Source organism: Allobosea sp. WAO (assembly GCF_001509835.1).
Classification (GTDB): Bacteria; Pseudomonadota; Alphaproteobacteria; order Rhizobiales; family Beijerinckiaceae; genus Allobosea.
This window is the reverse complement of record NZ_JXTJ01000004.1, coordinates 21,189-35,041: the sequence shown is the minus strand read 5'-3', so window position 1 is coordinate 35,041 and position 13,853 is coordinate 21,189. Positions and strand designations below refer to the sequence as shown.

Here is a 13,853-nt window from a genome sequence, read left to right as displayed (position 1 = left end):
AGGTTCATGACTCGGCGACTCTGACCTATCCAAGGCCATGTCCAGCGCAACCGCCCTCGTCACCCGTCTCGAAACCCGCGAGGCGAATTTCCGCGTCCAGCCTCACAACATCGAGGCAGAGCAGGCGCTGCTGGGCGCGATCCTCGTCAACAACGAAGCCTTCTACCGGGTCTCCGACTTCCTGCAGCCGGAGCACTTCTTCGAGGAGCTGCACCAGCGCATCTTCGAGCTGATGTCGGGTTTGATTCGTGCCGGCAAGATCGCGACGCCGATCACGCTGAAGACCTATGTAGGCGAGCTCGATCTCGGCGGCATCACCGCCTCGCAATATCTGGCGCGGCTGGCGGCCGAAGCGACTACGGTCATCAACTCACAGGACTATGGCCGCACCATCTACGACCTCGCCATCCGCCGGCAGCTGATCGGCGTCGGCGAGGAGCTCGTCAACGTCGCCTATGACGCCCCGGTCGACATGCCGCCGCGCGAGCAGATCGAGTCGGCGGAGCGTCGCCTCTACGAGCTGGCGGAGAAGGGTCGCTATGAGGGCGGCTTCCAAAAATTCGACCAGGCAATGCGGCTCGCCATCGACATGGCGGCCAGCGCCTTCCAGCGAGCCGGCGGCTTGTCCGGCATTTCCTCCGGTCTACGCGACCTCGACCAGCGGATGGGCGGCCTGCAGCGCTCCGACCTGATCGTGCTGGCCGGCCGTCCCGCCATGGGCAAGACCTCGCTCGCCACCAACATCGCCTTCAACATCGCCAAGGCCTGGCGGGCCGAGCGTCAGGAGAACGGCGAACTCAAATCCGTCGATGGCGGGATCGTCGGCTTCTTCTCGCTCGAAATGTCTTCCGACCAGCTGGCGACCCGTATCGTCGCCGAGCAGGCGAGCATCTCGTCCTACAAGATCAGGCAGGGTCGTCTCACCGAGGCCGAATTCGCCAGGCTCAGCGACGTTGCCGCGCAGATCGAGAAGCTGCCGCTCTATATCGACCAGACCGGCGGCATCTCGATCGCCCAGCTGATGGCTCGTGCCCGGCGACTGAAGCGCCAGAAGGGGCTCGATGTCCTGTTCATCGACTATCTCCAGTTGCTCGCCGGTTCCTCGAAGAACAGCCAGAACCGCGTGCAGGAGCTGACCGAGATCACCACCAGCCTGAAGGCGCTGGCCAAGGAGCTCAGCGTTCCGATCATCGCCCTCTCCCAGCTCTCCCGCCAGGTCGAATCCCGCGACGACAAGCGGCCGCAGCTTTCCGACCTTCGCGAATCCGGCTCGATCGAGCAGGACGCCGACGTGGTGATGTTCGTCTATCGCGACGAGTACTACCTGAAGGGCAAGGAGCCGCGCCCCGGCACCGAAGACCACAACAAGTGGCAGATCGAGATGGAGGCGGCCCATGGCCTGGCCGAGCTCATCATCGGCAAGCAGCGCCACGGCCCGACCGGAACCATCGCCCTGCAGTTCGACGCCGACGTGACGCGCTTCTCCGACAGGGCCGACCAGAGCGGACTTCCGGAGCGTCTTGAATGAACCCCTTCGACACACCGACCAATGCCGACCACGGCCCGTTGCTGAAGATCGACCTCGGCGCGCTCGTCGCCAACTGGCGCGCGCTCGGCGCGCGCGCCGACACCGAGGCCGCCGCCGTGGTCAAGGCCGATGCCTATGGCATCGGCATCGAACCGGCCGTGACGGCGCTCGCCGCCGCCGGCTGCCGCAACTTCTTCGTAGCCCATCTCTCCGAAGGCATCCGTGCCCGCGCGACCGCTCCCGAAGCGACGATCTATGTGCTGAACGGACTGCCTCCCGACAGTTCCGGGCTGTTCGCCGAGCACAATCTTTCGCCTGTGCTCGGCTCGCATGAAGAGCTGCTCGAATGGGCCGGATTCCGCCAGAGCGGCGCCAAGGTCCGCCCGGCGGCGCTGCATGTCGATACGGCGATGAACCGGCTCGGGCTCTGGGTCGGCGAAGGGCTCGACCTCGCCCGTGAGCGCTCCGGCGTCATTGCCGCTGCCGGGATCGGGCTGGTGATGAGCCATTTCGCCGCTTCGGAGGATCTGGCCAATCCAGCCAATGCCCGCCAGATCGCCGCCTTCGCCGAGATCGCGGCAGCCTTTCCGGGCGTGCCGGCCTCGCTGAAGAACTCGTCGGCCCATTTCCTGCCGGATTGCCCATCCTACCAGCTCACTCGCCCGGGCTATGCGCTCTATGGCGGCAATCCGACCCCCGGCCAGCCCAATCCGATGCAGCCGGTCATCGGCCTCGAGGCGCGCATCATCCAGGTCCGCGAAATCGCTGGTGGCACGCAGGTCGGCTATAACGGCCGCTGGACGGCGCCAGGGCGCCGCAAGCTGGCGACGATCAGCCTCGGCTATGCCGACGGCTATCCGCGCAATGCGAGCTGGACCGATATCACGCCGGGCGGCTCCGCGCTGGTCGGCGGACTGCGCTGCCCCTTCGTCGGCACCGTCTCGATGGACCTGATCATCGTCGATGTCACCCACGCCCCGGCCGGCACGGCCGTGCGCGGAGCGCCCGTCACCCTGATCGGCGGCGAGCTCGATCTCGAAACGGTCGGTGCCGGCGCCAAAACCATCGGATACGAGGTGCTCACCAGCCTCGGCTGGCGCCATGCGCGGCGCTATACCGGACTCTAGGCCGCAATGGCGAAGCGCGGTCCGACCTATGCGTGCCAAGCCTGCGGCGCGGTCTATCACCGCTGGCAGGGCAAGTGCGATGCCTGCGGCACCTGGTCGTCGCTGTCCGAGGAGGCGCAGGCCGCCCCGGTCCCCGGCGGCGGCAGGGTCAATGGCGGCGGACGGGCGCGGGGCCGCATCTTCGCGCTGGAGAGCCTGAAGGGCGAGACGCAAGATGCGCCGCGCATCGTTTCCGGCATCGGCGAGCTCGACCGCGTCACCGGTGGCGGCTTCGTGCCGGGCTCGGTCCTGCTGATCGGCGGCGATCCAGGCATCGGCAAATCGACCCTGCTCATGCAGGCCTGCGCCGCTATGGCGCTGACCGGGCGGCGCGTCGTCTATGTCTCGGGCGAGGAATCGACCAGCCAGGTGCGCCTGCGGGCGCAGCGCATGGGCCTCGCCGAAGCGCCGGTCGATCTCGCGGCCGAGACCAATGTCGAGGACATCATAGCCACCCTCGGCCAGGGTCAGCGCCCTGCCCTGGTGGTAATCGATTCGATCCAGACCATGTGGTCGGGCGAGGTCGAGAGCGCGCCGGGCACGGTGACGCAGGTGCGCGGCTCGGCGCAGGCGCTGATCCGCTATGCCAAGACCTCTGGCGCCTGCCTGATCCTGGTCGGCCATGTCACCAAGGACGGGCAGATCGCCGGCCCGCGCGTCGTCGAGCACATGGTCGACGCCGTGCTCTCCTTCGAGGGCGAGGGCGCGCATGCCTTCCGCATCCTGCGCGGCCAGAAGAACCGCTTCGGAGCGACCGACGAGATCGGCGTCTTCGAGATGACCGGACAGGGGCTTTCCGAGGTCGGCAACCCCTCGGCCCTGTTCCTGACTGGCCGCGATCAAGGCGCGCCCGGCGCCGCAGTGCTCGCCAGCGTCGAGGGCACGAGGCCGGTGCTGGTCGAGATCCAGGCGCTGGTCGCGCCGACCGCGCTCGGCACGCCGCGGCGCGCGGTGGTGGGCTGGGAGAACAGCCGCCTCGCCATGGTGCTGGCGGTGCTGGAAACGCATGGCGGGCTGAAGCTCGGCCAGCACGACATTTATCTCAACGTCGCCGGCGGCCTGCGCGTCGCCGAGCCGGCCGCTGACCTCGCGGTCGCGGCGGCGCTGGTTTCGTCCCTGACCGGCGCGATACTGCCGGCAGGATCGGTCTATTTCGGCGAGATCGCGCTTTCGGGCGCCATCCGCCCGGTCTCCGTCTCGGCCGCACGGCTGCGCGAAGCCGCCAAGCTCGGCTTCGGCAGCGCGGTCATGCCCGTCGGCGGCGCCGAATCGGGCGATGGCGGCGGACTCGGGCTGAAGCGGCTCAGTCATGTCGGCGAGCTCGTCGCGGAGATTGCCGCGATGGCGCCGCGGGCCCGTTCCGGTCAGCGCGCCCAGCAAGCCGACCGCTAAGACAACGCTGTCCGACCATGGCGAGACCGGTTCACCGCTCAGTCTGGATACCCCCTGATCGACCCCGGCTCTCGCAGTGCAAAATGAGCCGACTGCATGGGTGACGTGCGACACACGAACTTGTATAGCAAAACCCGCATGGCCACCCCATCTCTCGGGAGCTGGCCCCGGTTTCTCAGCGAAGCGGCCCCGACATGCCTGTGACCCTTCTCGATCTCGTCGTCATCGGCGTGGTTCTCGTTTCCGCTTTGCTGGCGGCGGTTCGCGGGCTGACCCGCGAGGTTCTGGCGATCGCCTCCTGGGCGGCCGCAGCAGTCGTCGCCTGGATATTCCATCCGCAGCTCCTGCCGTTCGCTCAGCAGCACATTCCGAACAAGACGGTGGCGCTGGTCGTGGTGATCGCCGGCCTCTTCCTGGCGACGCTGATCATCGTTTCGCTGATCACGGCGCGGATCTCCGACTTCGTGCTCGATTCGCGTATCGGCGCGCTCGACCGCACCCTCGGCTTCGTCTTCGGCGCCGGCCGCGGCCTGCTCTTGGCGGTCGTCGGCTATCTCTTCTTCACCGCGCTCGTTCCCGAAAAGATGCAGCCGGCCTGGGCCCGTGATTCCCGCTCGAAGCCGATCCTCGAGGAAACCGGGCGCAGCCTGCTGACCATGCTGCCGCAGGACATCGATTCCGAGTTCATCAAGAAGCTGCTGCAACCCAAGGCCGGCGGCGAGCCGACCGAGGCACCGGCCGAAGAGCCGCGCACCCCGCCCGCGGGCTCGCCTTCGACCGATCCGCAGCGGCGCACGCAGGCGCCGGGCGCGACCGACCGCCAGGCGCTGCAGCGCGTGATCGATTCCAATAGCCCGACCGGAACCACCGCTCCGGCCGCACCGCGTCCCTGACTGGAGAGCCCCTCCCGATGGAGCCAAAGATGAGCCATATCCACGATAGCGAGGCTGCGTTCGACCCGAATGCCGACCGTCTGCGTGAGGAATGCGGCGTCTTCGGCATCTTCGGACACGCCGATGCGGCGGCGCTGACGGCGCTCGGACTGCACGCGCTCCAGCACCGGGGCCAAGAAGCGGCCGGCATCGTCTCCTTCGACGGCAAGCGCTTTCATTCCGAGCGCCGGCTCGGCCTCGTCGGCGACGCCTTCTCGGATGCCGGCGTCATCGACAAGCTCAAGGGCACGCAGGCGATCGGCCATGTGCGCTACTCGACCACCGGCGAGACCATCCTGCGCAATGTCCAGCCGCTCTTTGCCGAGTTGCATGGCGGCGGCTTCGCGGTCGCCCATAACGGCAACCTGACCAATGGTTTGACGCTGCGGCGCAATCTCGTTCGCGACGGCGCGATCTACCAGTCGACCTCGGACACCGAGGTGCTGCTGCATCTGGTGGCACGCAGCCGCAAGAGCCGCTTCATCGACAGGTTCGTCGAGGCCATCCGCCAGATCGAGGGCGCCTATGCCTTCGTCGGCGTCACCAACAAGAAGCTGATCGGCGCGCGCGACCCGCTCGGCATCCGGCCGCTCGTCCTGGGCGAGCTCGACGGTTGCCCGATACTCGCCTCCGAGACCTGCGCGCTCGACATCATCGGCGCCAAGTTCGTGCGCGAGATCGAGAACGGCGAAGTCGTCGTCATCTCCGAGCAGGGCATCGAGAGCCACAAGCCCTTCCCGCCCGCGGCCGAGCGCCCCTGCATCTTCGAGTACATCTATTTCGCCCGTCCGGACTCGGTCGTGAAGGGCCAGAGCATCTATGAGCGCCGCAAGCGCATGGGTGCCCAGCTCGCCGCCGAGTCGCCGGCCGATGCCGACGTCATCGTGCCGGTCCCGGATTCCGGCGTTCCGGCTGCGCTCGGCTATGCCCAGGCGAGCGGCATCCCGTTCGAGCTCGGCATCATCCGCAACCACTATGTCGGCCGCACCTTCATCGAGCCGACGCAGAAGGTCCGCGAGCTCGGCGTGCGCCTCAAGCACTCGGCCAATCGCAGCGTCGTCGCCGGCAAGCGCATCGTCCTCGTCGACGATTCGATCGTGCGCGGCACGACCTCCTTCAAGATCGTCAAGATGATGCGCGAGGCCGGTGCCCGCGAGGTGCATTTCCGCATCTCCTCGCCGCCGATCACCCATCCCGACTATTACGGCATCGACACGCCGGACCGCGAGAAGCTGCTCGCCGCGACGCATTCGCTCGAGGAGATGCGCCAATTCGTCGGCGCCGACTCGCTGGCGTTCCTGTCGGTCGACGGGCTCTACCGCGCCATGGGGCATCCCGGACGCGACCCGGCCAAGCCGGCCTTCACCGATCACTGCTTCACCGGCGACTACCCGACCTCGCTGACCGACGTGATCGGCGAGAGCGCCAAGCAGAAATTGTCGCTGCTGGCCGAAGCCGGCTGAACCTTCGGCGGATTGTCATGACCAAGCCTTTGCAGGGGCGCGTCGCGCTCGTCACCGGCGCCTCGCGCGGAATCGGCCGCGCGGCCGCCATCGCCTATGCCGAAGCCGGCGCCCATGTCGTGGCGCTGGCGCGCACCACCGGCGCGCTCGAGGAGCTCGACGACGCGATCCAAGCAGTCGGCGGCAGCGCCACGCTTGTGCCGGCCGATCTGGCCGATGCCGGCGCGATCGAGCGGCTCGGCCCGGCCCTGCTGCAGCGCTGGGGCAAGCTCGACATATTCCTGGCCAATGCCGGCATCCTCGGCCCGCTTTCGCCGCTGACCCATGCCAGCCCCAAGGAATGGGCACAGGTCTTCGACATCAACGTCACTGCCAACTGGCGCCTGCTGAAATCGATCGAGCCCGCGCTGAAGGCCTCCGATGCCGGCCGGGTGATCATGCTCTCCTCAGGCGCGGCGCATAAGTGCATGGCCTATTGGGGGCCGTACTCGATCTCGAAGGCCGCTCTCGAGGCGATGGCGCGCAGCTACGCCAACGAGACCCAGAAGTCGCCGCTGCGCGTCATGCTGGTCAATCCCGGCCCGCTGCGGACCCGGATGCGGGCGCAGGCCATGCCCGGCGAGGATCCGCAGACGCTGAGGACGCCGGAGGAGCTGGCGCCGCATCTCGTCGAGCTCGCCTCACCGGCCTGGACCGAAACCGGCAAGATCTTCGACTTCCCGCAGGGCAAGGTGCTCAGCCCGCAGATGCCGGCGTAAGGCCGTCATTCTCGGCCGGAGCGTAGCGAAGAGCTGAGAAGCTCTGGCCGACAGAGGCGCCTTTCTCATCACGAGATGCTCGGGTCAGACCCGAGCGTGACGCGCCCTTACGCCGCCGCTCCGTACTCCCGCACTACCGCGATCAGCTCGGCCACCGTCAGGTTCGGCAGGGCCGCCATCTCATCGAGCGAGAACCAGCCGATCTCGCTGTGCTCGTCGCTCAGGTTCTCGGCGTCGCCGCCGTCCCAGGCCGAAACCACGTAGATGTGGTGGAGCGCCGCGCCGTTGCGCTCCGGGAAATGCTCCGGCGCCGACAGCATCAGGCGATAGACCGTCGGCACGAGCCCGACCTCCTCGCCGCATTCGCGCAGCAGGGCCTCGTCCAGGCCCTCACCGACCTCGACCCGCCCACCGATCGCATCCCAGTGATCGGCCCAGGCGCGCTTCCACGAGGCGCGCAGGCCGAGCAGGACCTTGCCGTCCGATCTGAGGAAGAGCGCGCTGACCGTTTCGGGCGCGCTCCCCATCAGCGCTTGTTTTTGTCGAACGGGTTGTCGCCGCCGCGGGTGTGAAGCCGGATTGGCGTGCCCGGCAGCTCGAAGGCGTCGCGCAGATTGTTGACGAGGTAGCGCGTGTAGGACACCGGCAGATGGTCGAGCTGATTGCCGAACAGCGCGAAGGTCGGCGGGCGCGCCTTGGCCTGCGTCATGTAGCGGATCTTGATCCGGCGGCCGGCGACGGCCGGCGGCGGGTGGGCCGAGAGCACGCCTTCTAGCCAGCGGTTGATCCGCGCCGTCGAGACGCGGCGGTTCCAGACGCCATAGGCACGGAAGACCGCCTGCATCAGCCTGTCGATGCCTTCGCCGGCAAGGCCGGAGAGCGGCACGATCTCGACGCCGCGGACCTGCGCCAGCAGATGGTGCGCCTTTTCCTTGAGCTCGGCGAGCAGCCCCTGCTTGTCGGCGACCAGGTCCCATTTGTTGAGGCCGATGACGACGCAGCGGCCTTCGCGCTCGGTCAGGTCGACCAGCGTCAGATCCTGCTTCTCGAAGGGGATCGTCGAATCGAGCAGCACGACCACGACCTCGGCATAGCGGATGGCGCGCAGCGCATCGGCAACCGAGAGCTTCTCGAGCTTCTCCTCGATGCGGGCGCGCTTGCGCATGCCCGCCGTGTCGAACAGCCGGACCGGACTGCTGCGCCATTCCCAGTCGACCGAGATGGTGTCGCGGGTGATGCCGGCCTCCGGGCCCGTCAGCAGGCGGTCCTGCCCGATCATCCGGTTGACCAGGGTCGACTTGCCGGCATTGGGGCGGCCGATGATGGTGACGCGCAGCGGCTTGTTGGGGTCGTCGCCTTCCTCCTCACCGTCCGTCAGGGCGGCGGGAGCATCGGCCCAGAGCTCTTCGTCGTCCCCGTCCTCCTCCGGCTCGTCGGCGACATAAGGCATCAGGGCTTCGAGCAGGTCGGAGGTGCCCTCGCCGTGCTCGGCGGAGAACGGGACAGGGTCGCCGAGGCCTAGCGAATAGGACTCCATGACGCCGTCCTTGCCCTTGTTCCCCTCCGCCTTGTTGGCGAGCAGGATGACGGGCTTGCCGGAACGGCGCACCAGATCGGCGAAGACCTGGTCCATCGGGGTGAGGCCGAGCCTGGCGTCGATCATGAACAGGATGACGTCGGCCTGCTCGATCGCAGTCTCGGTCTGCGCGCGCATGCGGGCCGCGAGCGTGTTCTCGTCGGCTTCCTCGAGGCCGGCGGTGTCGATCACCGAAAAGCGCAGATGGCCGAGGCTGGCCTCGCCCTCGCGCCGGTCGCGCGTGACGCCGGGCCGGTCGTCGACCAGCGCCAGCTTCTTGCCGACGAGCCGGTTGAACAGGGTCGACTTGCCGACATTGGGGCGGCCGACAATGGCGATGGTCGCGGTCATGATCCGTCCAGTTGGGCCGGCACCGGCCGATACGGACCGGTGTTCGGCTTCAGTTCTTGGTCTCGACGGCGCCGCCGCGTACCAGAGTGAGGTAGAGTTCGACCCGCTGGCGCAGGGCCGGCGGTGTCTGGGTGTCAGTCACGATAGCGTCGAACCAGCGGCCGGCGTCTTCGTAGAGATTGGCCTTGAGAGCGGCGATGCCGAGGGCCTCCCTGGCGGAATGGCGCCAGTTGCCCGTGGGCGTCGCAAGCGGCTCAAGCCCCGTGCGCAGCTCGGCATAAGGGACGAGATCGACGCGCAGCAGCCCGGCCCGCAGGCGGGCAAGATCGCGATAGTTGGCATCGAGCGAGCCTTCATTGGCGATCGCGTCGAAGGCCGCGGCACCGGCTGCCGGATCGCGCTTGCCGACTTCGCCGGCCAGGCGGAAGCGAGCGAGCTGACGGTAGCCGGCCGGGGCGTTGGCGGAGAGCTCGGTCAGCGTGGCTTCGGCTTCGCTGCCATTGCCGTCGCGCGCAGCGCGGATCGCCGTTTCGAACTTGGCGCCGACGGCCTCCGCCTTCTGCCGCTCCTGATGCTGCCAGAACTGCCAACCCGCAACGCCCGCCACCGCGATCACGGCGACAGTGATGAAGACGGTGCTGTACTTGCTCCAGATGGCGGCCGCCTTCTCGCGGCGGACCTCCTCATCGATCTCGCGGAAAATATCAGACATAACGCCTCGGGAATGCTTGCTGCCCTGCCGGGTAGCACTTTCGCCAGCAGATTGCGAGCCGGTTCGGCAATCGCGCAGGAACCAAGCAGGATTAGCTCTCCGCCTCCGCGAGCAGCCAGCTCCGGAACGCCACGACCTCCGGCCGCTCGAGCGCCACGCGCGGATAGGCCAACCAATAGCTGTAATCGTTCGGCAGGACCGTCTCGAACGGCTGGACGAGGCGCCCGGCCTGCAAGGCCCCCGCTGCCAGGGTCAGCCGGCCGAGGGCGATCCCCTGCCCCTCGGCCGCCGCCTGCAACACCAGACCGGCATCGTCGAAGGCAATGCCGATACCGGCATCGACGCCCGTAATGCCGGCATGGGCGAGCCAGCGCGCCCAGCCGGAGCGCGGTGTATCGTGCAGCAGCGTCGCGTTCCGCAGATCGCCTAGCTCGCGCAGCGGCGACGGCCCTGCGGACAGCGCCGGGCTGCAGACCGGGCTCAGGCTCTCACGCGCGATCAGGTCCGCACGCAGCCCTTGCCAACGGCCCAGACCGGAACGAATGGCGAGATCGAAGCCCTCATTCGCGAAATTCCAGAGCTCCGCCGTGGTGGTCAATCTGAGATCGACCTGCGGATGCAAGGCACGGAACCGGCCGAGACGCGGCACCAGCCAGCACATGGCGAAGGATGGCAGCACGGTCAGGCGTAAAGGCCCGTCCGTGCGCCGGCGCAGGCGCTGCGTCGCCGCGGCCATCCGGTCCAGGGCCTCGGTCAGCTCGGGCAGGTAGGCAGCGCCCTCCGGCGTCAGCGCCAGCGCATGCCCCCGACGCGCGAACAACCGCACGCCCAACCAATCCTCGAGCTGACGGACCTGATGGCTGATCGCGGCCTGGGTCACGCAGAGCTCGCTCGCCGCCCTGGTGAAGCTGAGATGACGGGCGCCGGCCTCGAAAGCGCGCAATGCGCCGAGCGGCGGAAGACGACGCATGCTCGATGACCCCAGCTTATCGAACGGGTGAGGATAGTTCGCTTTGCCGGCAGCGGGAAGCGGGCTCTATTCGCGCCGCCGGCGTCAGCAAGGTGTTGCCCGGTGCTCCCAGCAGCATGGATGAGAACTATGATCGCCTGGGATATCTGGCTGCTGTTCCTGGGCTTTGCCGTTCCGATGGTGTTCAGCCCCGGGCCGGGCAACACCTTGCTGGCAACGGCCGGCGCACGCTTCGGCGTCAGTGGGACCGTGCCGTTCTGGACAGGCTTCGAGGCAGCGAACGTTGCCCTTTGCCTGCTCTACGGCCTGGGGCTGGGGCGGGCCTTGCAAGGCCACCCGGAGTTCGAGCTGGCACTGAAATGGGGCGGCATCGTCTATCTCGTCTACCTCGCCTGGAGCTTCATCCGCAGCTCGGTGCCGGCGGCCGAACCGGAAGCTGCAAGCCCGGCAAGGCTGACCTTCGCCGATGGTTTCCTGGCGGTCGCTCTCAACCCGAAGATCCATTCGACGATCGCGGTGATGTTCTCGCAGTTTCTCGATCCCGCCGGCTCAACGGCGGCCCAGGTGGGGCAGTTCACGCTGGCGTTCCTGCTGGTCGGAATCGCCTGCCACTTCCCCTGGATCTATGGCGGCAAGGTGATTCTCGGGCGCTTCCGTTCGCCGGGCGCGCTTCGGGTTCAGGGCATCGTCTTCGGCGCCTGCATGCTGCTGGTCGCCGCCTATCTCGCCTTGTCGTGACAGGTCTGCGTTCCGCGCCAGCTTGACCCACAACCTGCCGAGGCCCTAGAGCCGGGACGCGCCGAAGGGGCGGCTCCGCATTCTGCGGCAGGCCGATCTATCTCCCTGCCGGGCGCGTGGGCCATCGCCCCTCCGACAGCAGGATCAAAGCCATGAGCGCCAACGCCATCGTCACTGCCGGCGCCGATCTCGCCCAGCCGGTCCGCTTCGGCAACGCGCTGCCGCTCGCCCTGATCGCCGGCCCCTGCCAGATGGAGAGCCGCGAGCACGCGCTGGAAGTCGCGCTGGCGCTGAAGGACATGGCCGCAGAACTCGGCATCGGCCTCGTCTTCAAGACCTCCTTCGACAAGGCCAACCGCACCAGCGTCAAGGGCCAGCGCGGCATGGGGCTCGAGGCCGCCCTGCCCGTCTTCGCCGAGATTCGCGAGCGCACCGGCCTGCCGGTGCTGACCGACGTGCACGAGGCCGGCCAATGCGCCGCTGTCGCCGAAGTCGCCGACATCCTGCAGATCCCCGCCTTCCTCTGCCGCCAGACCGACCTGCTCGTCGCGGCCGCCGCAACCGGCAAGATCGTCAACGTCAAGAAGGGCCAGTTCCTGGCGCCGTGGGACATGGTCAACGTCGCCGCCAAGGTGACGGAGAGCGGCAATCCGAACGTGATGCTGACCGAGCGCGGCGCCTCCTTCGGCTACAACACGCTGGTCACCGACATGCGCAGCCTGCCGATCATGTCGGAGATCGGCGCCCCGGTGATCTTCGATGCCACCCATTCGGTGCAGCAGCCCGGCGGCAAGGGCGCCTCGACCGGCGGGCAGCGCGAGTTCGTGCCGGTTCTGGCGCGCGCCGCCGTCGCGGTCGGCGTCGCCGGGGTCTTCATCGAGACCCATCCCGACCCGGACAAGGCGCCGTCCGACGGGCCCAACATGGTGCCGCTGCGCGAGTTCCCGGCCCTGATCCGGCAGCTGCAGGAGTTCGACCGCGTCGCCAAGCGCCTCGCGCAGGCGGCTCCAGCCCATGGCTGAGGCGGCGCAGCCGCGGCCCGCCCCCGGCTCGCTCAAGGCGCTGATCCTCGTCCTCGGCGCCTGCGGCTTCGCCTCGACCTTCACCATGCGGATCCTCGATCCGCTGGTGCCGACGCTGGCGAACGAGTTCACGCGCAGCATCCCGCAGGTCGCCGCGATCGCGACCGCCTTCTCCTTCGCCTATGCCATCGGGCAGCCCTTTCTCGGCCCCGTGGCGGATTCCTTCGGCAAGCTGCGCACCATCTCGACCTGCCTGCTGCTGCTTGCCACGCTCTCGGCAGCGGCAGCGTTCGCCTGGTCCTTCGATACCCTGACGATCATGCGCACCGCAGCCGGCATCGTCGCCGGCGGCGTGATCCCGGCGGCGATGGCGGCGATCGGCGACCGGGCTCCGATGGCTGAGCGCCAGGTGCAGCTCGGGCGCTTCCTGGTTTTGATGATCGTCGGCCAGATGGCGGGCGCGGCCTGCTCGGGCCTTATAGCCACGCATATCGGCTGGCGCGGCGTCTTTCTGGTTGCCGGTGCGCTCGCCGCCATCGCCGGCGTCCTCGTGATGATCGTGCTGAAGCCGAGGCCGGACGCGCAGCGCCCGAAGCTGAGCTTTTCAGGCGCACTGGCGCGCTACGCCACCGTCTTCGCCAACCCGCAGACCAAGGTGCTCTACGGCCTCGTCATCATCGAGGGCGCGCTGGTCTTCGGCATGCCGCCCTATGTCGCGGCGATCCTGCACGAGCGCGCCGGTGTCGGCCCCTCGCAGGCCGGCATCGTCATCGCCGGTACCGGCCTCGGCGGTATCGTCTACGGCATCCTGACGCGGGTGCTGGTCGAGCGGCTCGGCCCGGCGCGGATGACCACGGCCGGCGGCGCCCTGATGGCGCTGGCCTACTGCCTGTTCGCGCTGCCGATGCTGCCCTGGTGGAGCGCGATCGCGATCTTCACGCTGAGCGGCTTCGGCTTCTTCCTGATGCACGGCACCTTCCAGGCGCTGGCGACCGAACTCGCGCCGAGCGCACGCGGGTCGGCGGTGGCGCTATTCGCCTGCGCCCTGTTCTGCGGCCATGCACTCGGGCCGCTCCTGATGGGCACCGCCCTGCACCTGTTCGGCACCAGCGGCGCGATCCTGTCCTTCGCCGTGGCGGTCGGACTGCTCGGCCTCTTGGTGCCACGGGCCCTGCGGCTCGGGGGCAGCAGGACCTGAGAACCACCTTCGTCTTTCCGGGCCTTCGCCCAGGGGCAAGGCCTGGA

General features: G+C 68.2%; 13 protein-coding genes. 9 read left to right on the top strand and 4 right to left on the bottom strand.

Annotated features, from left to right (window positions below; all coding sequences use genetic code 11):
* Positions 1–37: 37 nt before the first annotated feature.
* From DK26_RS04710 to DK26_RS04685, 6 genes are all read left to right on the top strand, one after another.
* The gene (locus DK26_RS04710; RefSeq protein ID WP_066468887.1) at positions 38–1,528 is read left to right on the top strand and encodes a replicative DNA helicase; all 1,491 of its coding nucleotides are present in this window, start codon (positions 38–40) and stop codon (positions 1,526–1,528) included.
* A complete protein-coding gene (gene alr, locus DK26_RS04705) occupies positions 1,525–2,655 on the top strand; it encodes an alanine racemase (RefSeq protein ID WP_083532967.1) in 1,131 nt (376 codons plus the stop codon). The genes DK26_RS04710 and alr overlap by 4 nt, the downstream gene beginning before the upstream one ends.
* A 6-nt stretch (positions 2,656–2,661) precedes the next feature.
* Positions 2,662–4,086, top strand: a complete 1,425-nt coding sequence (gene radA, locus DK26_RS04700; RefSeq protein ID WP_066468885.1) for a DNA repair protein RadA — start codon at positions 2,662–2,664, stop codon at positions 4,084–4,086.
* 194 nt (positions 4,087–4,280) lie between these two features.
* The gene (locus tag DK26_RS04695) at positions 4,281–4,979 is read left to right on the top strand and encodes a CvpA family protein (RefSeq protein WP_066468883.1); all 699 of its coding nucleotides are present in this window, start codon (positions 4,281–4,283) and stop codon (positions 4,977–4,979) included.
* A 29-nt stretch (positions 4,980–5,008) separates the two neighbouring features.
* Complete coding sequence (gene purF / locus DK26_RS04690; RefSeq protein WP_248309869.1) at positions 5,009–6,481, top strand: amidophosphoribosyltransferase; 1,473 nt, start codon at positions 5,009–5,011, stop codon at positions 6,479–6,481.
* A gap of 17 nt (positions 6,482–6,498) precedes the next feature.
* Positions 6,499–7,239 (top strand): SDR family NAD(P)-dependent oxidoreductase, encoded by a 741-nt coding sequence (locus tag DK26_RS04685; RefSeq protein WP_066468879.1) that lies wholly within the window; start codon positions 6,499–6,501, stop codon positions 7,237–7,239.
* 107 nt (positions 7,240–7,346) lie between these two features.
* Here DK26_RS04685 and DK26_RS04680 read toward each other — a convergent pair whose 3' ends face one another.
* The 4 genes from DK26_RS04680 to DK26_RS04665 all read right to left on the bottom strand — a co-directional run bounded on the left by DK26_RS04680 (position 7,347) and on the right by DK26_RS04665 (position 10,848).
* The gene (locus tag DK26_RS04680; protein ID WP_066468874.1) at positions 7,347–7,766 is read right to left on the bottom strand and encodes an NUDIX hydrolase; all 420 of its coding nucleotides are present in this window, start codon (positions 7,764–7,766) and stop codon (positions 7,347–7,349) included.
* A complete protein-coding gene (der, locus tag DK26_RS04675) occupies positions 7,766–9,169 on the bottom strand; it encodes a ribosome biogenesis GTPase Der (protein ID WP_157089511.1) in 1,404 nt (467 codons plus the stop codon). Before der ends, DK26_RS04680 begins: the two co-directional genes overlap by 1 nt.
* Positions 9,170–9,215: 46 nt before the next feature.
* Positions 9,216–9,878, bottom strand: coding sequence for a tetratricopeptide repeat protein (locus DK26_RS04670; protein WP_066468868.1), 663 nt, complete (start codon positions 9,876–9,878; stop codon positions 9,216–9,218).
* A 91-nt stretch (positions 9,879–9,969) separates the two neighbouring features.
* Positions 9,970–10,848 carry a transcriptional regulator GcvA gene (locus DK26_RS04665; protein WP_066468867.1) on the bottom strand — a complete coding sequence of 293 codons (879 nt, stop codon included), beginning with the start codon at positions 10,846–10,848 and terminating at the stop codon, positions 9,970–9,972.
* Positions 10,849–10,977: 129 nt separating this feature from the next.
* On the opposite strand from DK26_RS04665, the gene DK26_RS04660 reads away from it, so the two are divergent.
* The 3 genes from DK26_RS04660 (at position 10,978) to DK26_RS04650 (ending at position 13,806) form a co-directional block, all read left to right on the top strand.
* Positions 10,978–11,586 carry a LysE family translocator gene (locus DK26_RS04660; protein WP_066468865.1) on the top strand — a complete coding sequence of 203 codons (609 nt, stop codon included), beginning with the start codon at positions 10,978–10,980 and terminating at the stop codon, positions 11,584–11,586.
* A gap of 152 nt (positions 11,587–11,738) precedes the next feature.
* Positions 11,739–12,608, top strand: a complete 870-nt coding sequence (gene kdsA / locus DK26_RS04655; protein WP_066468863.1) for a 3-deoxy-8-phosphooctulonate synthase — start codon at positions 11,739–11,741, stop codon at positions 12,606–12,608.
* Positions 12,601–13,806 carry an MFS transporter gene (locus tag DK26_RS04650; RefSeq protein ID WP_066468861.1) on the top strand — a complete coding sequence of 402 codons (1,206 nt, stop codon included), beginning with the start codon at positions 12,601–12,603 and terminating at the stop codon, positions 13,804–13,806. The genes kdsA and DK26_RS04650 overlap by 8 nt, the downstream gene beginning before the upstream one ends.
* Positions 13,807–13,853 lie beyond the last annotated feature (47 nt).